Below are 20,120 nucleotides of genomic sequence, written 5' to 3'. Positions count from 1 at the left end.
AAGTATAAACCGGCGAAACGCGACTGACATTTCGCCGGGGTGGCTGTTTTATAAAAACGCTTTGAAATCTTCCGGGATTTGGCTGGGGCTTTTGATACGGATGAGCTTGTGGCGGCCAAGTTCGCCGCGCTCAATGACCACATCGCCCTTGGCGACTTTAAAACGCTTGGCCAGTAGCTTGCAGATATGGGCATTGGCCTTGCCGTCCACCGGTGGCGCTGTGATGGCGAGTTTAAGCTCCTCGCCGTGCAGCCCCATCAGATCGTCCCGGCTGGCCTTGGGCTGAACGTACAAGGCCAGCAGCAGATCGTCGTTGTCGTATCTGATGGCTTGCATCAGATATAAGCCCAGAAGGGCACGTATTGCGACAGCAGCATATTGATAAAGTTAAGGGCGATAAACACCACCAGTACCGACAAATCCAGGCCACCGATGGGTGGAATGATACGGCGTACCGGCGCCAGAACAGGCTCGGTCAGCTGGGCGATGACCATGATAAAGGGGTTATAACCCTGATTGAACCAGCTGAGGATGGCACGGATAAGCAGCATCCAGAAGAAGAGCACACCGGCGTTTTTAATCACCGCCACTACTGAGTAAGCGAGTATGGTGGGCAGGTTGATGACAGCCCCTGCTATCAGGGTCAGCACCAGCATTTTCACTACAACAACGGTAATGGCCAGCAGCACGGAGGCGGTGTCCAGTTTGCCGATAGGAGGCAAAATGCGGCGCAGAGGTGCAATCACCGGATGAGTGGCTTTTACCACAAACTGGCTGAAGGGGTTGTAGAAGTCGGCTCTGGCCAGCTGCAGCCAAATCCTTAAGATCACCACCATCAGGTAGAGGTCAAACAGGGTGTTAACCAAAAAAACCATCGCATTCATGAAGTTTGCCCTTAGTTTCTAAAACGGGTTTAAACAATCAGTTCCCAAAAATCGTGCCATTAAAAGCTTTTGGCCATCTGTTCGGCGCGCTTGATGCAATTGCCCATGGCGTCCTTGACCAGGCTTCTAAGCCCACCGGCCTCGAAGGTGGCAATGGCCTCGGCGGTGGTACCGCCCTTGGAGGTCACATTGGCCCTGAGCTCAGCTGGAGTGAGATCCGGATTTTGCTTGACCATGGCCGCGGCACCAACGGCAGCCTGCTGCGCCAGGGTGCGGGCGTCGGCTTCGGGGAGCCCCATCTGCACACCGGCTTCTATCATGGCCTCAATGAACAGGAAAAAATAGGCCGGTGAACTGCCTGCAAGTGCAATTACTTTATCGATTCCAGACTCATCGGCGACCCACACCACATCGCCACAGGCGCGCATAAGGTGCTCGGCAAAGACTTTATCGTCTTCGCTGATGCCTGCAGGGGCGTAGAGACCCGTCATCCCCAGCCCCAACTGCATCGGGGTATTTGGCATGGTGCGGATAAGTTTGACCTGCTTGCCGAAGTAATCATGATAGCGGCTTTCAGGAATACCCGCGGCTATGGTGATAAGCAGCTTGCCATCGATAACATTGGCCAACGCTTCGCAAACCCCTTGCATCAGCTGGGGCTTCACTGACAGCAAAATCACATCGGCATTGCTGGCGCTTTCGAGGTTATCGTGGGAGGTATTGATGCCGTAATCGGCTGCCAGCGCCTCAAGTTTGGCGGCGCTCGGGTTGGTGGCTGTGATAAGGGCTGAGTTGTAGCCGCTTTTTACCAGTCCACCGATGATGGCCCGGCTCATATTGCCGGCGCCGATAAAACAGATTTTCTTTTGTTGCATCTACAGGGCCTCTTGGGCTGTGTTATAGGGTCAATATGGGGGCCGGGTGCTGCAAAAACAATGCAATCGACAAAAAATCAGCCTGCTGAAATAGGCCCTAGTATTATGGTTAGTTCAGGTTGACGTGCCCTGGTTGCGCTCGCCAAAAATGGCGCTGCCAATCCTCACCATGGTTGAGCCTGCGGCGATGGCAAGCTCCAGATCGCCGCTCATACCCATGGACAGGGTGTCAATTTGTGCCCGCTCGCCATGGCTTTGTTTAAGGGCATCGAACAGGGTTTTCATGGCGCCAAGCTCGGCGCGGGCGCGGGTTTCATCTTCGGTAGCCGCCGGAATCGCCATCAGGCCTCTGAGTTTGAGCTGGGGCAGGGCGCAGATGACGTCGGCAAGGGCAGCTATCTCTTCAGCGCCGATGCCGGATTTGCTGTCTTCTTCGCTGATGTTCACCTGAATCAACACATTGAGGGGGGCCAGTGCGGCCGGGCGCTGATTGGCAAGCCGGGTTGCCAGTTTTTCTGAGCTTAGGGTATGCATCCAATCGAAGTATTCGGCCACCAAACGGCTCTTGTTGGATTGCAGCGGGCCGATGAAATGCCACTCGATACCCGGACAAGACTCGCCAAGGGCTTCTATCTTGGAAACCCCTTCCTGAACGTAGTTTTCACCAAAGCAGTTCTGCCCGGCGGCAAAGGCTGCCTGAATATCGGTCACAGGTTTGGTTTTACTGACCGCAAGGAGTTTGATTTCTGATGGGTTTCTTGAAGAATTTTGCGCCGCTTGGGTGATTCGCTGCTGGGCGAGAGCCAGTCTGTCTGCTATTGTTGTCATCATGTAATCAATCGGTTGAATGGATATCCCATACCATGGAAATCACAGAGTTACTGGCGTTTAGTGTAAAACACAAAGCCTCGGATCTGCACCTGTCTGCCGGGGTTCCCCCCATGATCCGTGTGGACGGCGAAGTGCGTAAAATCAATCTGCCTGCACTCGATCATGCCGGCGTACACTCCTTGGTGTACGACATTATGAATGACAAGCAGCGCAAAGACTATGAAGAGCACCTGGAAATCGACTTTTCCTTCGAAGTGCCCAATCTCGCCCGTTTCCGTGTGAACGCCTTTAACCAGTCCCGCGGTGCGGCGGCGGTGTTCCGTACCATTCCCAGCCAGATCCTGACCCTTGAGCAGCTGGGCGCGCCGGAAATCTTCAAAAAAATCGCCAGTTTCCCCCGTGGTCTGGTGCTGGTAACCGGCCCAACCGGTTCCGGTAAGAGTACCACCCTGGCGGGCATGATTGACTATGTGAACGAAAACCGTCACGACCACATCCTGACCATCGAAGACCCTATCGAATTTGTGCATCAGAACAAACAGTGTCTGATTAACCAGCGTGAAGTGCATCGCCACACCCACAGCTTTAACGCCGCCCTTCGAAGCGCGCTGCGTGAAGACCCCGACGTGATCCTGGTGGGTGAGATGCGTGACCTTGAAACCATTCGTCTGGCCATGACAGCCGCAGAAACAGGTCACCTGGTTTTTGGCACCCTGCACACCACCTCGGCGGCCAAGACCATTGACCGTGTGGTTGACGTATTCCCCGCCGGTGAAAAAGACATGGTGCGTACCATGTTGTCAGAGTCATTGCAGGCGGTAATTTCCCAGACCCTTATCAAGAAGATTGGCGGCGGCCGGGTGGCGGCGCACGAAATCATGATGGGTACTCCGGCTATCCGTAACCTTATCCGTGAGGACAAGGTGGCGCAGATGTATTCGGCCATTCAAACCGGTATGGCCCACGGCATGCAGACCCTCGAGCAGTGTCTGGCCAACCTGGTGAACCGTGGTCTCATCACCCGTGAAGATGCCATGGCCAAGAGTTCCAACAAGCAGGCGACATTTTAAGGATTAACCATGGATGTACGTCCCTTTTTGAAGGTGATGGTCGAGCGTAAAGCCTCGGATTTGTTCATCACCGCAGGCTTTCCGCCCAGCGCCAAAATCGATGGTGAACTGCGGCCGCTGGCGGAAAATCCATTCAGCCCGGCGCAGTCGCTGGACTTCGTTGAATCGCTGATGAGCGATGCGCAAAAGAAAGAATTCCACGAAAGTCGCGAATGTAACTTCGCTTTTGCCGCCAAAGATCTTGGCCGTTTTCGTGTGAGCGCATTCTGGCAACGTGAATCGCCTGGCTGCGTAATGCGCCGTATCGAAACCCGCATCCCTGAGATGGAAGATCTGAAACTGCCGCCAGTGCTGAAAGACCTGGTAATGAGTAAGCGCGGTCTTATCATCATGGTGGGTGGTACAGGTACCGGTAAGTCAACGTCGCTCGCGGCCATGGTGGGTTACCGTAACGCCCATGAGCGCGGCCATATTCTGACTATCGAAGATCCGGTGGAATTTGTGCACGACCACCGCAAGAGTATCATTACCCAGCGCGAAGTGGGCATAGATACAGACTCCTTCGATGCGGCGCTCAAGAGTTCGCTGCGTCAGGCCCCGGATGTGATCCTTATCGGTGAGATCCGCAGCCAGGAAACCATGGAGTTTGCCTTGTCGTTCGCCGAAACCGGTCACCTGTGTATGGCAACCCTACACGCCAACAACGCCAACCAGGCGCTGGACCGTATCATGCACCTGGTGCCTGAAAGTAAACACCAGCAGCTGCTGTTTGACCTGTCGCTTAACCTGCGCGGCATTGTGGCGCAGCAATTGGTGCCCAAGGCCGATGGCACAGGTCGCCGTGCCGCCATCGAAATTCTGATTAACACTCCCCGTGTGTCCAGCATCATTCAGAAAAATGAGCTGCACTTGCTGAAAGACACCATGGCCAAGTCCAATGAGCAGGGGATGCAGACCTTCGACCAGGCCCTGTTCCAGCTGTATCAGGAAGGTGAAATCAGCTACGCCGATGCGCTGCACCACGCCGACTCGCCAAACGACCTGCGTTTGATGATTAAGCTGGCAGGCTCGGAAAGCACGGGCTCAGGTTTCCTCGAGGGCGTGACCCTGGATATGGACTGACGCTTTGTGATGAAAAAAACCAGGCGTATGCCTGGTTTTTTGATCGCAGCGGCCGCTTGTGGCGTACTCTCATCTAAACCAATTGCTTTCCCTCATTGGCCGGTTAACGCCGGGAAAGGTCACTGAAGACATTAATATTCAGGAGTCAGGATGCGTAGTTTATTGTTTTCATTGCTGTTGATTGCAGGTGTTCATCCGGCAATAGCGGAAGTGCAGGGCACCGAAGTAAAGGGCGCCGAAGTACAGGACACAGTAGCGCAGGGCGCGGCGGAGCAAACAGTGGGCGCTCAGTCCGCTTGCCCTGCGTATCTCAACCATGAGTTTCGAAAGCTGCACTCCAGCGAGTCGGTCAACCTGTGCGACATTGCCGCCGGCAAGCCTGTGCTCTTTATCAACACCGCCAGTAATTGTGGTTTTACCCCGCAGTTCAAGGCGTTGGAGCAGCTGAATAAGGAATATGGTCCCAAGGGGCTGGTGCTGGTGGGCTTTCCTTCCGATGATTTCTTTCAGGAAGAAAACGATGAAAAGGACACCGCCAATGTGTGTTACCTCAATTACGGGGTAACCTTCACCATGCTGGCCACCTCGGCGGTGCGTGGCGGTGATGCCAACCCGGTATTTGAGTATCTGGGAGATAAGGCCGGCTCGCCCAAGTGGAATTTCTACAAGTATCTGGTATCTGCCGATGGCAGTGAAGTAAAGGCATTCAACTCACGGGTGAAGCCCGACAGCCTGGAGCTAAAGGCTGCAATCGAGGCCCTATTGCCCAAAGCGCTTTAGAGTGTTATCCAAGGCGCTTTGAGGTGTAACGCATTCAGGCTGAAATAAAAAAACGCCGCATCAGCGGCGTTTTTTATTGGCGATATCAGCCGCAATATTGATTTTCAAAGTAGCTTTCGACAATCAATACCGCCGATACCGCATCCACCTGGCCCTTGGTCAGCGCCTTGAATCCGCCAAGCTCAAACAGCCTGGCCTTGGCATCGGCTGTGGTCAGGCGCTCATCCTGGGTGGCAATCTTCACCCCGAAACGGCCATTCAGGCGGTTGGCGAACTTGCGTGCCCGTTGGGTCATCTCCTGTTCGGTGCCATCCATGTTCAGTGGCAGGCCAATCACCAATAAATCGGGTTTCCACTCGTTAATCAGCTTGCCGATGTCATCCCAATTGGGGATCCCATCCACCGCCTTAACCGAGGTGAGCGGATTGGCGCTGCCGGTAATTGACTGGCCAACGGCGATACCTATGCTTTTGGTACCAAAATCAAAGCCCATCACTGTACTCATCAGGCATGTCCCGTCTGGCTGGATACCTGCCACAGTTCAAAGCCCAGCGACTTGCTGGCCTGTTGCCAGCGGTCTTCGTGGGGCAGGGCAAACAGAATTTCATCGCTGGCAGGGATGGTGAGCCAGCTGTTGTCGGCAAGCTCCTGCTCAAGCTGACCCGCGCTCCAACCTGCGTAGCCCAGCGCCACCACAAAGTCCTTGGGAGCCTTGTGGGTGCCAAGGGATGAGAGAATATCCCGCGATGTAGTGAGCATCAGCTCGTCGGTCAAGGCACTGGAATTAGCCCAGCCGCCCTGGGTGGTGTGCAGCACAAAGCCGCGCTCCGGATTCACCGGGCCGCCCACCAGTACCTGATCGCGGGTTTCACTCAGTAAAATGCCTTCTTCCGGCAACAGGTCGAGCTGGGCAAGCAGATCCCTGATTGACATACCCACCGGACGATTGATCATCAGCCCCATGGCGCCCTTGGCATCGTGCTCACACAGGTAAACAACGCTGCGGTCGAAAAAACCGTCATTAAGGCTTGGCATAGCAATAAGTAAATGATTTTTAAGACTGTCCATAGGCCTAACCCCCGGCGAGTTTAACCGTGAAGCCTTGCTTTTCCAGCAAGGATTTTAGCTGCTCGCGATTGTCGGTTTGGATTTCAATATCAAAGTCTTTGACAGTACCGCCGCAGCCGCACTGTTTTTTCAGCTTTTGCGCCAGCTCTTTAAGTTCACTAACGTCCAGCCCCAGACCTTTAATTACGCTGACACCCTTGCCCTTACGGCCTTTACTGTCTTTGTGAATACGGACGACGCCATCCCCTTTGGGGACTTCGGCCTGTTCCTTGGGCTCATCGATTCTGCCTTTATCTGTGCTGTAGACCAGTAATACGTTCGGATCGATTCTCATTTTGGGATGCTTTTTCCACGGGGCATTTTTGCCAGTTTACCAGAGTGGACGGGCATTTGGCTCCTAGACAAACGACAAAAGCCACCCGCAGGTGGCTTGTGTGACTATCGGCTCTGACTATCAGTGCTTAAAACATCAGCAGTAGATTGGTCAGCAGCAACGCCGAGGTGAGCAGCAGTGCCGGCAGCATAAAGCGGCGCAGGCTGGGCACAGTTAAAATGGCACTCAGCGCCAACATTGCCAGCGCCAGGCTGGCAGGCAATAACTTCTCGGGGGTGATTTGGGTGAGCAATAACCAGCTGGTCACCAGCAGGGAGACCAATAGCAGCCCGGGATTCGTCAGGCTGGAGTGTTCCGTGCTGATGTCGGTACTGACCTTGTTGGACGCCGGGGCGAAAAAGAACACGGCAGATGCAATCACAATGGCAGCGATAAACCAGTACACGGGCAAACCTCCTGTTAAACCTAATTGATAATGATTATCAATAAATGTTTTGTCCGGGTCAAGTGCTACCTGGAAATCGTGATATTTTTCAGTTGTTACTCACAAAAATGGCAGTTAAGCTGAAACCAATTTACCGTCCTTCTGTCTTACCCAGCAGAAGAATCGCTTTTTCGGGGAAGTTATTATGAAGAAACTTATTATCGCGGCAGCAGCGCTGGCACTCAGTGCCTGTTCCAGCCTGAATACCAGCTGGGACTTCGATCCCGGTGTTAGCTTCAATCAGTACAAAACCTATAGCTGGATTGAAAAACAAGGCGATGAAGCCGGTTACCATCTGGATGGTTTGATGGATCAGCGGGTACGCGACGCCATTGAATCCGAGCTTAACCAAAAGGGTTTCAGCAAGACAGACAAGGCGGGTGCCGATCTGTTGGTGAACTATCTCACCAAGGTTGATAAGAAAATCAATGTCGATACCTTCAACACCAACTACGGCTACAACCCATATTGGGGCCCCGGCTGGGGTTGGGGCGGCCATGTGCAGACCCAGACCACAGTGCGCGAGTACGAAGTGGGCACGCTGATCATTGATTTGGTTGACAGTAAAACCGGTAAGCTGGTGTGGCGCGGCTCAGTGGCCGACACCATTCGCGATAAAAACACCCCTCAGGAGCGCGAAGCCAAGGTGCGTGAAGCCGTCTCCAGCGTGATGATGAATTATCCGCCCAAGCCTGAAGGCAAGTAGCTGCAAAGCAATAAGCCTTTGTAGGCTAATACAATACTTGAGTAATCAAAAAGCGACCAGAGGTCGCTTTTTTTGTAGCTGATGCCCTTAATAGCCAGGGTTATTTAAGTCGCAGGGCTGTCCGCAAATGTTGTCCCAGCGGTGACATCGACAGGCTGTGATGCTGGATAATATCCACATTGGCCTGCCACCCGAGAGACTCAAAACTGATCGGCAGCCGTTGCATATTGCCCTTGAGCAAGTCGCGCTCAACCAAATGTTTGGGTAACAGCGCCCATCCCAGTCCCTGCTGAACCAGGGTCATCAGCACAAAGTAGTTGTCGGCATACCAGGCATCGGGGGAATGAGGCTCACTCAAAAAGCTGCGATGCTGCCCGCGGGCGCCTATTACCAACTGTCGGTGCAGCTTAAGCTCATCTATGTGTGCCAGAGTGCGCTTGGCCAGCGGGTGATGGCTTGCCACCACCGGCTCAAAGCGTACGCTGCCGATGGACTCAAAATCCATGCCTTCCGGATAAAGCGCCTCACTGAATACCAAGCCTGCGCCCACCCGTCCGGTGCGGGTCATTTCGATAATATCGCTGCTCGCTGCGGACAGAATTTCCACTTTAAGCCCGGGAAAGGCATCGGGCAGCTCGGTCAGCAGCCGCAGAAGCTGCTGCTCGGGAATGCCTTCATCATAGGCCAGCGTCAGACTGGCAGGACCGATTTGCCCAAGCAGTGACACTTGCTGATTTAGCCTGTGCTGCTGGCCAAGCACGGCTTTGGCATAGGGGAGCAGGCGCTCGCCTTCAGCGGTCAGTGCCGGGTAGCGGCCCGTCCGGTCGAATAGTTGATGGCCGCAGTCGATTTCCATATTGATCACCTGCTGACTCACTGCAGATTGCACCTTGCCAAGGCGTCTGGCGGCGCCGGAAAACGAACCTTCTTCCACGGTAGTGACAAAACAGAGTAGCTGCTCGTGACCAAGCATATCGATATTCCAGATGGTATCTAACTTTATTTGGCATTTTAGCAGATAGAAAATGGCCGCAGTCGGATCTTTGGGGAGACAGAACATGGGCAAGGGTCAAAAGAGCAACAGTCAAAAGTGCAATGGTCATATAGGCAATGCGAAGGCAGTGAGGTCTGAACTGACGGCCGAGATGACCAAATCAGAAATGAGCACGCCTGAGCGGGCACTGCAGGCAATGATATTTGAACTGTTGGGGCTGGTGATGGTGGTACCGCTGGCCGCCTGGCTGACCGGTGAAAGTGGCGGTCATATGACGGTGATAGGCGCGCTGCTGTGCATCTTTGCGCTGCTGTGGAACTACCTCTACAACCTCTGGTTTGACAAGGTCATTGCCGTACCAAGGGCCAAACGCGGCTTTTGGCTGAGGGTAGGGCATGTGCTCGGCTTCGAGCTTGGGCTGGTGTTGGTGAGTGTGCCTGTGATTGCCTGGTATCTGGATGTAAGCCTGTGGCAGGCGCTGCTGCTGGATGCCGGATTTTTGCTGTTCTTCTTTGTGTATGGCGGGCTGTTCTTCTGGCTGTACGACAAGCTGCGGCCTCTCTGGCACCGCCCAGTGCCCTGCAATCCATAAAGACGCAAGCCACACCGCCGATGAATGGCGCTGCCAATAGTGAGTACAACTCGACCAAAGTCGAGCAGCAGCGCTGCGAACGCCTTGTTATGCTGCCAGCCGGTAGTGGCATTTGTGGCTCAAATGAATGTGCTGCCGCTATTTTCTTAACCCGCGCTGTTATCCAGTCCAAAAAGGTATTGGGTAACGCATCTGGCAGAAGGCGTAAGCTATGCAGGCATTTTTGGCATCCTGGTTTGACAGTTTGGAAGGGGGGGATACGCCCGATGCCGTGTGCTCAAGCCGCTGGCGGGAACTGATCCAACAGGCCGCCAATGGCGAGCTGGATGACTGGCAATCCACTCCTCCCGGAATGCTGGCGCTGATTTTACTCTTCACCCAGGTGCCAAAGCGCCTCGGGCTGCCAAGCCCTGAGCGCTGGCACTTCAAGGCACGCGCTCTGTGTATCAGTGGTATTCGCCGCGGCTTTGATACCCAGCTTGACCTTTGTGGCCGACATGGCTTTTATGCGCCGCTGTTTCACTCCCAACTCGAAGAAGACAAACTGTTGCTGTCACGCCTGCTTGGGGGCATGCGCGCCCTCGCGGCCGATCAGGATCCGCAGCTGTGTCGACTGGCCCAATGGCAGGGCTGGTGGCAGCAGGCGGGCCTTGAGTCCGCCGTGGCAGGATGTCAGTCAAATGTTTGAATTTCCAGACACTACTGCTAGCCTTATCCCATGATGAAAACAAAATGCTTTTTCTTTGTGAATTAAGCAGTAAAATATCATCCGTTGATCATGGGGTCGAAAGATCCTGAAATGGCGCAGATTATGCTGTGTCTGTGATTAAACCTCAGGGATTTCACTATGGATCCGTGGCTAAAAGGCTGTTTACTGCTGCTGTGTCTTTACGGACCCTGGGTGCAGGCAAACAGTGATAAAGATGGAGATGGGGTTCCGGACTTCAAGGACGCATGTCCCGGCACTCCCGCAGGCAGCAAAGTTGGCGCCAACGGGTGCGCAGTTCAACCTTCTTTTTCTTCTCCTCTGTGCTTGATGACCTCGGACAATCAGCCATTTCCGGCCGATTGTAACCATGCTGAAATTCCATCGGTTTATTTTGAATTCGGATCGGCTTTTGTACCCTTTGAAGATGCCGCCATGCTGGCGCGGTTGGCAGATTCTGTGAGGGAGCAAAAGGTGTCACTGCTACTTAAGGGGCACACCGATATTATCGGCAAGGATGACGTCAACCGACGCCTGTCCCTTGCACGAGCCGAAAATGTGGCGGCTGTGCTGAGTGGTGACTTTGGCATTGAAAGGGCGCGGATCCGTCTCGAATCCTGTGGGGATTCCGAGCCGGTAGCCTCCAACGAAACCGAGTACGGCAGACAACAAAACCGCCGCGTGGATATACTGATAATTGTTGAATAAAAAAGCGTTTCTACTTTTTAAGGGAGTAACTTAATGGAACATATCCAAGCGCTTCTCGATCAAGCCCCTGAGCTTGCGATGACCTACGGCATGAAAGTCATTTTTGCCATCATCATCTTCCTGGTGGGTAAGTACATCTCCAACGTGGTGAAGAAAGTCACCACCAAGGTGATGACCAACCGTAAGATTGACCAAACCGTCACCTCATTTGTGGCCAACCTGGCGTGGGCCGTGGTGTTTGTGTTCACCATCATTGCCACCCTGGGTCAAATTGGTGTGCAGACAGCCTCTCTGGTTGCGGTCATCGGTGCCGCCGGTCTGGCGGTAGGTCTGGCGCTGCAAGGTTCTTTGTCCAACTTTGCTGCCGGTGTGCTGATGGTTCTGTTCCGTCCATGCCGCGTGGGTGACTTCATTGAAGCCGCTGGCATCGCGGGTGTGGTAGATGAAATCACCATCTTCTCTACCAAACTGCGTACAGGTGACAACAAGGTTATTATCGCGCCTAACTCTGCCATCATGAATGGCACCATCACCAACTACTCCGCCATGGAGAAGCGCCGTGTGGATCTGGTGATTGGCGTGTCTTACGATGCCGACATCGCTCTGACCAAGAAGGTGCTGACCGACATTCTGGACAACAACCAGTATGTGCTCAAAGACCCTGCTTACACAGTTGCGCTGAACGAGCTGGGTGCATCTTCCATCGACTTCGTGGTGCGTCCATGGGTGAAAAGCGGCGACTACTGGGCTGCCAAGTTCGAGCTGATGGAGCAAATCAAGAACGCGCTGGATGCCAACAACATCGGCATTCCTTATCCGCAGATGGATATTCACGTGAAAGAATTGCCTGCTGCAAAATAATCAGCAGTTATTCTGAAAAGAGCCGGCTTTTGCCGGCTTTTTTATTGCCGCCTATGGCGATAGCAAAGGCTTTTTGCAACACTGTTTGGTTAATAGTGCTGATGGCGCCAGGTCATCAGTCCATGCAATAAGGCACAGCTTCAGGGAGAGTCGCCATGTTTAAACCACTGTTATTGGCAGCCTTAATGGCTGTTTGTGTCAGCCCATACGCCGCCGAGCGCGCCAGCGTGACCATGGGAGGCAAACCGGTTGCCCTGTCAGGCACCTTACCAGAGGTGGGTCAGGCAGCGCCGGGATTTCGGGTGGTCGACAGCGCCTTTAATCCGGTCGCCCTGAGTGACTTTAAGGGCAAAACAGTGCTTATCAGCGCCGTGCCCAGCCTGGATACCGGGGTATGTGCGCTGCAAACCAAGCGCTTCAACGACGAAGTGGGTAAGTTTGATCCCAAGTCGGTGGTCATGCTGACCTTAAGCACCGACTTACCCTTTGCCCAGAAGCGTTTTTGCAAAGTGGAAGGCGTTGAAAATATTCAGGTATTGTCCGACTCTGTCTGGCGCAACTTCGCCGAAGAATACGGGCTCCTGATTGAAAATATGGGTCTGCTGGCCCGCAGTATCTTTATTGTTGATGCCGATGGCGTGCTCAGATACAGCGAGCTGGTCCCGGAAGTGAGCAAGCACCCCGATTATGATGCGGCGCTCAAGGCGCTTACCGATATCAGCAGCCGTTAATTCGATGGGTTGAATAATAAAAAAGCGCCGCTATTGCGGCGCTTTTTGTTGATATGGCTCAGTGGGCGTGGGGATCGCTCTGGTAATTAAAGGTCGGCATCGACCAGCGATAACGGATAGCACACATCCTCAGGCCAAAGCCCAGCAGCAGGCAGCCCAGCAGACTTGGCCAGCCGCCAAAGCCGCTCATGGCCAGCAGCACATAGGCCGAGGCGGTTAATGCCGAGGCGAGCGCGTAAAATTCACGCCTGAAAATCAATGGGATCTCGTTACAGAGAATGTCGCGAAGCACCCCGCCAAACACGCCGGTTACCACCCCCATGGCCACGGCCACCACGGGGCTGAAACCCAGCATCAGGGTTTTCTGGGCGCCGGTAATAGAAAATACCGCCAGCCCCAGTGCATCAATGGCCAAAAACAGCCTGCCCAGATAACGCATCAACGGCGCAATCAACACTGTCAGCAGCGAAGCGGCGGCAATGGCAATCAAATAGTGCCAGTTGGCAATCCAGATCAGCGGATAGTTGCCAAGCAGCATATCCCTGAGGGTGCCGCCACCCACGGCGGTGACCAGACCGATAATCACTACCCCGAACAGATCCATCTGTTTGCGACCGGCCGCGAGGGCACCGGTCATGGCCTCGGCAAGTACACCGATAAGCCAAAGGATCATAATGAATTCTGTTTGTGCCACTTTGGCGCTCCGATGGGGTGAAAAACGCTGCATTTTGCCTGAATCTCTGGCCTTTTCAACCAAGATTAGTTCGGGATTTGCATTAGATTATGTAATGTGTGAGCCAGATGTTTCCGGGGGCAGATGAACGCCTGTTCGGCGCACAGTGTTGCTGTGCTGGCCTTTCATGACATTAGCCTTGATAATCGGCTGTGACTTTACTTAGCGGGGGACAACCAATGCCAGTGGATTTCAGAAGTGATACCGTGACTCAACCAACCGACGCCATGCGCCGCGCCATGTTTGATGCGCCGCTGGGGGATGATGTATACGGAGATGATCCCACGGTCAACCGTCTGGAAGCCATGGCCGCAGAAATGCTGGGTTTCGACAATGCACTGTTTACCAGTTCGGGCACTCAGGCCAATTTGCTGGCGCTGATGAGCCACTGCGATCGCGGCGACGAATACATCTGCGGCCAGCAGGCCCACAATTACCGTTTCGAAGGCGGCGGCGCTGCAGTGCTTGGCAGTATTCAGCCGCAGCCACTGAATAACCAGGCCGATGGCAGCATTGCCCTTGAGGATATAGAGGCGGCCATTAAGCCCGACGATGTGCACTATGCCCGTACCCGTCTTTTGAGCCTTGAAAACACCATAGGTGGTAAGGTGCTGCCGATGAGTTATTTGGCGGACGCCCAGGCACTGGCGTTTAATCGGGGTCTTAAAATTCATCTGGATGGCGCCCGGCTTGCCAATGCAGCGGTGGCGCTGAACAAGCCCATGGCGGAGATTGCCGGTCACTTTGACTCGGTATCCCTGTGTCTGTCCAAGGGACTGTGCGCGCCAGTGGGCTCGCTGCTGCTGGGGGATGACAGGCTTATTCAAAAGGCGCGTCGCTGGCGCAAAATGCTGGGTGGGGGCATGCGTCAGGCCGGTGTGCTTGCTGGTGCTGCCATAGTGGCGCTGGAGCAGCAGGTCGAGCGACTGGCTGACGATCATGACAATGCGGCATTGCTGGCCCGGGAGCTTGTGCAAATCGACGGTTTTGACGTAGATATGGCATCGGTGCAAACCAATATGGTGTTTGCCAGGGTGGCTGACAATATCGATATTCAGGCAGTCGCAGCCGAGCTGAGCAGTCGTGGTTTTGTAATTTCAGCATCAAAGCAGCTTCGTCTGGTCACCCATAAGGACATCAGCCGCGCAGATGTGCACAGCTTTATTGCGGCGCTTAAATCAATCTGTCAGTAAGCCCGGCTTATCCAGTGTGAGCGGTCATGAGCTCAGCAGCTGGGGCAGAACGTGCCCCAGCGCGGCGCGCTCTTGGGGACGCACGCGCAAACTTGGTGCAGCTTTTACCTCTATTGAGGTGGGCGGTTGTTCAACTAATTGATTTATATGGCGCCACAACTGTGGCGCGGCGGTTGCAAAGACATTGGGGTGAACATCACGGAGGACACCCCATGAAATACCTGAGCCGTCGTTTGGTTAAACCCGATCATCTCAATCCCGCCAATACCCTGTTCGGCGGTCAGTTGCTCAGCTGGCTCGACGAAGAGGCGGCCATTTTTGCTGCCTGCCAAATGAAGAGCGAGCGGCATGTCACCAAACTTATCGCCGAAATCAACTTTATCACGCCGGCGCGGGCTGGCGATGTGCTGGAGTTTGGCTTCGAACTTATCAGCATGGGGCACAGCTCCATTACGGTGCGTGCCAAGGTGCGCAACAAGGTGTCGCTGCTGCCGGTGGTGACCGTGGAAAAGCTGGTTTTTGTGCATGTGAATGAGAAGGGATTGCCTACCCCCCATGGGATGCGGGCCTATGCCGCCTGAAGGCTCAGCGCCCATGTTGGAAGCCTGGAGTTAATCCCGGGCGTGAACTGGCGGCAGGGAAGCCTGTCAGTTTTTCTCTTCAGAAAGCTCTTCTTTGACTGAATTGACCGCATCCCGTGAGGCATGACCAACGGCCTTGGTGGCATCACGGGTAGCGTGACCAATCGCCTTGGTGGCATCGCGGGTGGTGTGGCCGATTTCGCGGGTAACGTCCTTGGTGGTATCTCCCACGGTGCGCCCAGCGTCTTTAAGCTCGGCGCAGCCGCCAAGCAGTGCCAGAATCGCAAGTGTGGTAGTGAGAGTTGCTAAGGCTTTCATAAAGGCTCCTTGGTTATTGGCGGCCATTATACTACCAATTACTGCCTTTTTTGCCTCCTGGTTTGTGCCTAAGCTGGCTGAGACTTATTTGCACTCGCCGGTTTGCCCCTGCCTTTATCGAAAAGACTATGATAGGCTGATTTCACAAAACAATAACAAAATCTGTGAGTTCCCTATGCTTTCTTCTCAAACTCCGCCAGCCGATCCCCTGGCCATCGACATCTTCGAAATGCAGCCTGCCGACTTTGCCGATGTGCTTGCGCTGGGTGAAATTGTGCACGGTGAAGCCTATCTCGACCTGCCTCATCTTGAGGCGCTGTGGCGCGCCGGCGTGAAAGGGGGCATTAATGCCAGTTTTGTCGCCCGCAGTGGCAGTGAATTGCTGGGCTTTCGCCTGACTGTCGCTGCCGGAAACTGGCAGCCTGATACCTGGTGCAGCCCCGAACTTTGGGGTGTCGCGATTGAAGAGGTGTGTTATTTCAAATCCAACACTCTGGCTGAGCATGCCCGTGGCAAGGGCCTCGGTGGTTTGCTGCTTGCCAATGCCGCAGCCGCCGCCAAGGCGCAGGGCGCCAAGGCCGGGGTGGCCCATCTGTGGCAGGAAAGCCCCAACAATGCGGCGGTGCGCTATTTCACCAAGGCCGGAGGCAAACTTATCAAGGCCCATCCGGACCGCTGGAACCAATCCCACGACAATCCCGATTACCTGTGCACCCTGTGCGGTAACGATTGCCACTGCACCGCCTGTGAAATGCTGTTGATGCTGTAAGGAGCCCGCCGTGTACGATCCTTTGGTTAGTTCGTGCCCTGCCGGGCTGCCGCTGGCGCGCTCCTATTGGAGTAGCACGACTGAATTGGCGCCGCCCAGACCGCCGCTGCAGGGCGGCCACAAAGCGGATGTGGTAGTGATTGGTGCCGGTTTCACCGGGCTGCTGACGGCCTGGTATCTGGCATCGGAATATGGCCGCGAGGTTACAGTGCTTGAGGCCAACCGGGTCGGTTTTGGTGCCAGCGCCCGCAACGGTGGCTTTGTGCTCAAAGGCTCGGGCCGCCTCAGTTACGCCCAAATGGCATCCCGCTGGAGTCTTGATACTGCCAAGGGCATTTATCAGGAGTTTTCCGAGGCTGTCAGCCGGGTTGAGGATATTATCCATACCGCTGCCATCGACTGTGAACCCCAGCAGCAGGGCTACCTTAAAATCGCCCACAGTCCCAAAGCCATGGCTTCAATGCAGGCCGGTGCCGATTTTATTGCCCGCCATATGGGCCAGGGTGCCGAGTTTATCAGTCCTGAACGGCTCAAAGCGGAGTTTCTCAATCATCAGCAATCCTTCGGCGCATTGCGCCTTGCCGATGGTTTTGGCCTCAATCCGCTTAAGTTGTTGCTGGGTTACGCACGGCTTGCCGAACAGGCCGGTGTGATAATTCATGAAGGCAGCACTGTGCTTGGCAGTCGTCAGGAGGCAGCGGGCTATGTGCTTGAAACCTCCCAGGGCCAGCTGCAGGCAAACGCGCTGGTGTATGCCGGTAATGCCTATTCGCAGCCGTCGCTGACCGACATGCTTGCCGGGCGTTTTTTGCCGATTTTGAGCAATGTCATAGTTACCGAACCGCTCAGTGACGAGCTGCTTCATGAAGCCGGGCTTTACAGCCGTCAGGTGGCCATGGATACCCGGGTGCTCAAATACTATTACCGTTTGCTGCCGGACAATCGGTTGCTGTTTGGTGGCCGCGGCGCGGTGTGGGGCAAGGATGCCGATGACTATGTTTATGTGCGGCGCTTGCAACAGGCCATGTGCCGCGCGTTTCCGGCGTTATCCGGGGTTTCGCTCAGCCATCACTGGCACGGCTGGCTTGCTGCCGCCATGGATGATATGCCCCATGTGTATACCAGAGGCGGGGCAGGTTACAGCATGGGTTATTGCGGTGCTGGCGTGTCTTTTTCGGCCCAGGCAGCCTGGCGCCTGGCGGGAATGCTAAGCGGTGTAAAACCGCCCCAGTTGCCTCTTTATGGCACGCCTTTGCCACATTTTCCGCTGGCGCCGCTTCGTCGCCTCGGACAATGGGGCTACTACCATTACGGCCGTTTCCGGGATGCGCTGGGGTAAGCAACAAAAAGCCCGGAGAGACCTGTGTCCATCCGGGCTTTTCAATTGAAGACCTTTATTCGGTTAATTCAGATGCTTGCTCATCCAATAAAGACTCTGACTCATCCAGAGGCAGCAGTTTAATCTGGAAGTAGGCATAGCCTGCACTTACCACGGGGCAGATGTAATTGAAAAAGGCGAATGGCAGATAAGCAATGGTGGCGACGCCAAGGGTGCTTGCCATAAAAGCGCCGCAGGTGTTCCAGGGAACCAGCGGACTGGTGACAGTGGCTGAGTCTTCCAGGGCACGCGACAGGTTTACCGGCGCCAGATTATGACGGCTGTACTCAAGCTTGAGCATACGGCCGGGCAAAATGATGGCAATAAACTGATCGGCAGTGATGATATTGGCACCGATGGCACAGCCCAGAGTGGTGATCACCAGACTGGATGAGGTTTTCACCATCGACAGCATACTTTGCAGCAAACGGTTCAGCAGCCCCGTGGCTTCCATCACCCCGCCAAAGGCCATGGCCGACAAAATCAGCCATACGGTGTTGACCATGCCCGACATACCGCCACGGCTCAGCAGGCTGTCCAGCATCTCATCGCCGGTGTTGGCGCTGTAGCCATTGAACATGGCAATCCACAGCCCCTTGATGAGCGCCAGTGGCTGACCCAGACTTGGATCTGCGGCAAGCTTGGTTACGCCATCGAATTGGAACAGCGCGGCGCAAAGCACACCGGCGAGGGTGCCCAGGATCACGGTAGGGAAGGCGGGCATTTTGCGGTAGGCAAGAAAGATAACCACCAGCAGTGGCAATAGCAGATGCGGGCCGATATGAAATTCGCCGTCGAGCAGTGCCAGGGTGGCGTCGAGGTTGGTTTCCACCCCGCTGGTATCGGCCGACAGACCAATAAATAGGAAAATCAGTAGTGCAATCAGGATGCTGGGCACTGTGGTCCATGTCATATGGCGGATATGGCTGAAAATATCCGTGCCCGCCACGGCGGGTGCCAGATTGGTGGTGTCCGACATTGGCGACATTTTATCGCCAAAATAGGCGCCGCTGATGATGGCACCTGCCGTAATTTCAAGGCTCAGGCCAACTGCCTGGGCAATGCCAACAAGGGCGATACCCAGGGTGCCTGCCACTGTCCAGGAGCTACCGATAGACAGGGCCACCAGTGCACACAAAAGGCAGCTGGCCGCATAAAAATAATCCGGGCTCAACACCTGCATACCGTAGTAAATCATGGCAGGCACTGTGCCTGAGAGGATCCAGGCGCCAATTAAAGAGCCCACCGAGAACAGGATCAGCAGTGCCGGGGTGGCTACTCCAATACTGCGCACCATGCCTTCTTCGACATCTTTCCAGCAAAAGCCATTTTTAATGCCCACCACCATGGCGATACAGGCGGCGAGGATCAGGGCTATCTGGTTGGCACCGGAGGAGCTGTCGGAGGAGAAAAGGTAAACGGCGGCGGCGAGCATGGTGACCAGGGCCGCCACGGGGATAAGCGCATCCACCAGGCTGGGCTGTTTGTGGGAGGTCATATTTTACATCCTGAAATTATTATAATTTTTATTCCGACTTTGGTGCCGGATGGCCTGTTTTGGCCTTTATGTTTTTGCTTGTGTTTGGCAGTGTCTGCCGGACGCTGAGCGCCTGTGCGCGCCCAGAGCAAGCCTATCCTGACATACTTGAATGACAAAAGTCGATAACAAATCCGTTACCTTGGCGCCGTCCAGGCCACGTTATTCGGTGAAGCTCCGCAAGGTTAAAAGCCGCCGCAGGAAGGAGTAAGGGGTCATAGATGTGACAAATGAAGTGAAGAGTGTCAAAAACAAAAAGGGCGCCCTTTGGCACCCTTTAAGCGGTTAAGCACAATCAGATTTTGCCGAGGCGGTCCTGATAATCTTCGATAAGGTGGCTGACAATCGCCTTAGGATCGGCTTCGTCGCAGCACTCATCTAGGAAGAGTTTAAAGGTGACCAGGGCATGACCGTCGTTTTTCAGCCGGGAGCTTTGCACCGCAAAAAACGCCTTTTCATCGGTGGCCTTGCGTATCACAAACCCTGCGTCTTCAAATGCCAGCTCGCCGGACTCGCTGTGCCATTTGGTGATACGTTTCAGGGCGATTTCACTGGAGTGGTTTAACTCGATGTGGTTTTTCCAGCTAACCTCGTGCTGGGGATCCTTGTAGTGTGGGCAGCGTACTGTGTAGTTATAAACATGGGTAATGGCTGTCATCGCTTTCCTGCCTTATGTTCACCAAAAATGTTGCGCCTAAGATAGTGTTACCTTAGCCCGATTTTCAAAAATGTGTAGCATCAGTGTCACTTGTCTTGTTTGTAACATGCTCATGGGGGTTAAAACGGGTGTTGGATCAAACTTTAGCAATCGCTGATGAAAAACTGAACAGTCGTAATGGAAAGCCGTGCTGAGTGGACTGGCTGG

General features: G+C 54.5%; 26 protein-coding genes. 13 read left to right on the top strand and 13 right to left on the bottom strand.

The features are described from left to right. Positions 1-48: 48 nt before the first annotated feature. The 4 genes from yggU to MJ923_RS14650 form a co-directional block, all read right to left on the bottom strand. Positions 49-336, bottom strand: coding sequence for a DUF167 family protein YggU (yggU, locus tag MJ923_RS14665; protein ID WP_240591735.1), 288 nt, complete (start codon positions 334-336; stop codon positions 49-51). Further along, entirely contained in the window at positions 336-884 is a 549-nt protein-coding gene (locus tag MJ923_RS14660; protein ID WP_126167636.1) for a YggT family protein, read from the bottom strand. Before MJ923_RS14660 ends, yggU begins: the two co-directional genes overlap by 1 nt. Positions 885-943: 59 nt before the next feature. After that, the gene (proC, locus tag MJ923_RS14655) at positions 944-1,759 is read right to left on the bottom strand and encodes a pyrroline-5-carboxylate reductase (protein ID WP_240591734.1); all 816 of its coding nucleotides are present in this window, start codon (positions 1,757-1,759) and stop codon (positions 944-946) included. A gap of 114 nt (positions 1,760-1,873) precedes the next feature. Beyond that, positions 1,874-2,587 (bottom strand): YggS family pyridoxal phosphate-dependent enzyme, encoded by a 714-nt coding sequence (locus MJ923_RS14650; protein WP_240591733.1) that lies wholly within the window; start codon positions 2,585-2,587, stop codon positions 1,874-1,876. 35 nt (positions 2,588-2,622) lie between these two features. On the opposite strand from MJ923_RS14650, the gene MJ923_RS14645 reads away from it, so the two are divergent. The 3 genes from MJ923_RS14645 (at position 2,623) to MJ923_RS14635 (ending at position 5,562) form a co-directional block, all read left to right on the top strand. Beyond that, on the top strand, positions 2,623-3,660 hold the full coding sequence (locus tag MJ923_RS14645) for a type IV pilus twitching motility protein PilT (RefSeq protein ID WP_126167633.1): 1,038 nt from the start codon (positions 2,623-2,625) through the stop codon (positions 3,658-3,660). A gap of 9 nt (positions 3,661-3,669) precedes the next feature. Continuing rightward, positions 3,670-4,782 (top strand): PilT/PilU family type 4a pilus ATPase, encoded by a 1,113-nt coding sequence (locus MJ923_RS14640; protein WP_126167632.1) that lies wholly within the window; start codon positions 3,670-3,672, stop codon positions 4,780-4,782. Positions 4,783-4,932: 150 nt separating this feature from the next. Then, positions 4,933-5,562, top strand: coding sequence for a glutathione peroxidase (locus MJ923_RS14635; RefSeq protein ID WP_240591732.1), 630 nt, complete (start codon positions 4,933-4,935; stop codon positions 5,560-5,562). A gap of 85 nt (positions 5,563-5,647) precedes the next feature. On the opposite strand, the gene ruvX is transcribed toward MJ923_RS14635, so the two are convergent. The 4 genes from ruvX to MJ923_RS14615 form a co-directional block, all read right to left on the bottom strand. Next, a complete protein-coding gene (gene ruvX / locus MJ923_RS14630; protein WP_240591731.1) occupies positions 5,648-6,067 on the bottom strand; it encodes a Holliday junction resolvase RuvX in 420 nt (139 codons plus the stop codon). Continuing rightward, the gene (locus MJ923_RS14625) at positions 6,067-6,630 is read right to left on the bottom strand and encodes a YqgE/AlgH family protein (protein ID WP_240591730.1); all 564 of its coding nucleotides are present in this window, start codon (positions 6,628-6,630) and stop codon (positions 6,067-6,069) included. The genes ruvX and MJ923_RS14625 overlap by 1 nt, the downstream gene beginning before the upstream one ends. A 4-nt stretch (positions 6,631-6,634) precedes the next feature. Next, positions 6,635-6,964, bottom strand: a complete 330-nt coding sequence (gene yciH, locus MJ923_RS14620; protein WP_126167629.1) for a stress response translation initiation inhibitor YciH — start codon at positions 6,962-6,964, stop codon at positions 6,635-6,637. Between the two features lie 127 nt (positions 6,965-7,091). Further along, positions 7,092-7,409: a hypothetical protein gene (locus MJ923_RS14615; RefSeq protein ID WP_240591729.1), complete on the bottom strand. Its 318-nt coding sequence runs from the start codon at positions 7,407-7,409 to the stop codon at positions 7,092-7,094. Positions 7,410-7,593: 184 nt separating this feature from the next. Between MJ923_RS14615 and MJ923_RS14610 the strand changes: the two genes are divergently transcribed. After that, positions 7,594-8,154 carry a DUF4136 domain-containing protein gene (locus tag MJ923_RS14610; protein ID WP_240591728.1) on the top strand — a complete coding sequence of 187 codons (561 nt, stop codon included), beginning with the start codon at positions 7,594-7,596 and terminating at the stop codon, positions 8,152-8,154. A gap of 100 nt (positions 8,155-8,254) precedes the next feature. Here the strand turns inward: MJ923_RS14610 and MJ923_RS14605 are convergent, their stop codons facing one another. Next, a complete protein-coding gene (locus MJ923_RS14605) occupies positions 8,255-9,127 on the bottom strand; it encodes a LysR family transcriptional regulator (RefSeq protein ID WP_240591727.1) in 873 nt (290 codons plus the stop codon). Positions 9,128-9,299: 172 nt separating this feature from the next. On the opposite strand from MJ923_RS14605, the gene MJ923_RS14600 reads away from it, so the two are divergent. The 5 genes from MJ923_RS14600 to tpx all read left to right on the top strand — a co-directional run bounded on the left by MJ923_RS14600 (position 9,300) and on the right by tpx (position 12,746). After that, the gene (locus MJ923_RS14600; RefSeq protein ID WP_240591726.1) at positions 9,300-9,740 is read left to right on the top strand and encodes a PACE efflux transporter; all 441 of its coding nucleotides are present in this window, start codon (positions 9,300-9,302) and stop codon (positions 9,738-9,740) included. A gap of 211 nt (positions 9,741-9,951) precedes the next feature. Beyond that, a complete protein-coding gene (locus MJ923_RS14595; protein WP_240591725.1) occupies positions 9,952-10,428 on the top strand; it encodes a DUF924 family protein in 477 nt (158 codons plus the stop codon). Positions 10,429-10,587: 159 nt separating this feature from the next. Further along, positions 10,588-11,154 (top strand): OmpA family protein, encoded by a 567-nt coding sequence (locus MJ923_RS14590; RefSeq protein WP_240591724.1) that lies wholly within the window; start codon positions 10,588-10,590, stop codon positions 11,152-11,154. Positions 11,155-11,187: 33 nt separating this feature from the next. Continuing rightward, on the top strand, positions 11,188-12,015 hold the full coding sequence (locus MJ923_RS14585) for a mechanosensitive ion channel family protein (protein ID WP_240591723.1): 828 nt from the start codon (positions 11,188-11,190) through the stop codon (positions 12,013-12,015). A 155-nt stretch (positions 12,016-12,170) separates the two neighbouring features. After that, complete coding sequence (gene tpx, locus MJ923_RS14580; RefSeq protein ID WP_240591722.1) at positions 12,171-12,746, top strand: thiol peroxidase; 576 nt, start codon at positions 12,171-12,173, stop codon at positions 12,744-12,746. A gap of 58 nt (positions 12,747-12,804) precedes the next feature. On the opposite strand, the gene MJ923_RS14575 is transcribed toward tpx, so the two are convergent. Further along, complete coding sequence (locus tag MJ923_RS14575; RefSeq protein WP_164551194.1) at positions 12,805-13,440, bottom strand: trimeric intracellular cation channel family protein; 636 nt, start codon at positions 13,438-13,440, stop codon at positions 12,805-12,807. 218 nt (positions 13,441-13,658) lie between these two features. Between MJ923_RS14575 and ltaE the strand changes: the two genes are divergently transcribed. After that, complete coding sequence (gene ltaE / locus MJ923_RS14570) at positions 13,659-14,672, top strand: low-specificity L-threonine aldolase (RefSeq protein WP_240591721.1); 1,014 nt, start codon at positions 13,659-13,661, stop codon at positions 14,670-14,672. A gap of 212 nt (positions 14,673-14,884) precedes the next feature. After that, positions 14,885-15,253 carry an acyl-CoA thioesterase gene (locus tag MJ923_RS14565; RefSeq protein WP_240591720.1) on the top strand — a complete coding sequence of 123 codons (369 nt, stop codon included), beginning with the start codon at positions 14,885-14,887 and terminating at the stop codon, positions 15,251-15,253. A 66-nt stretch (positions 15,254-15,319) separates the two neighbouring features. On the opposite strand, the gene MJ923_RS14560 is transcribed toward MJ923_RS14565, so the two are convergent. Then, positions 15,320-15,571, bottom strand: coding sequence for a hypothetical protein (locus tag MJ923_RS14560; protein ID WP_240591719.1), 252 nt, complete (start codon positions 15,569-15,571; stop codon positions 15,320-15,322). A gap of 175 nt (positions 15,572-15,746) precedes the next feature. Between MJ923_RS14560 and MJ923_RS14555 the strand changes: the two genes are divergently transcribed. Both MJ923_RS14555 and MJ923_RS14550 read left to right on the top strand, forming a co-directional pair. Next, positions 15,747-16,340, top strand: a complete 594-nt coding sequence (locus MJ923_RS14555; RefSeq protein WP_240591718.1) for a GNAT family N-acetyltransferase — start codon at positions 15,747-15,749, stop codon at positions 16,338-16,340. A 10-nt stretch (positions 16,341-16,350) separates the two neighbouring features. Next, on the top strand, positions 16,351-17,679 hold the full coding sequence (locus MJ923_RS14550; RefSeq protein ID WP_240591717.1) for an NAD(P)/FAD-dependent oxidoreductase: 1,329 nt from the start codon (positions 16,351-16,353) through the stop codon (positions 17,677-17,679). Positions 17,680-17,734: 55 nt separating this feature from the next. Here MJ923_RS14550 and nhaC read toward each other — a convergent pair whose 3' ends face one another. Next, complete coding sequence (gene nhaC / locus MJ923_RS14545; protein ID WP_240591716.1) at positions 17,735-19,216, bottom strand: Na+/H+ antiporter NhaC; 1,482 nt, start codon at positions 19,214-19,216, stop codon at positions 17,735-17,737. Between the two features lie 334 nt (positions 19,217-19,550). Beyond that, complete coding sequence (locus tag MJ923_RS14540) at positions 19,551-19,913, bottom strand: cytoplasmic protein (RefSeq protein ID WP_126167614.1); 363 nt, start codon at positions 19,911-19,913, stop codon at positions 19,551-19,553. Positions 19,914-20,120 lie beyond the last annotated feature (207 nt).

Origin of the sequence: Shewanella zhuhaiensis (genome assembly GCF_022484835.1) — a bacterium.
Classification (GTDB): domain Bacteria; phylum Pseudomonadota; class Gammaproteobacteria; order Enterobacterales; family Shewanellaceae; genus Shewanella; species Shewanella khirikhana.
The sequence above is the reverse complement of the archived record's forward strand: the minus strand, read 5'-3'. Positions and strand labels throughout refer to the sequence as shown.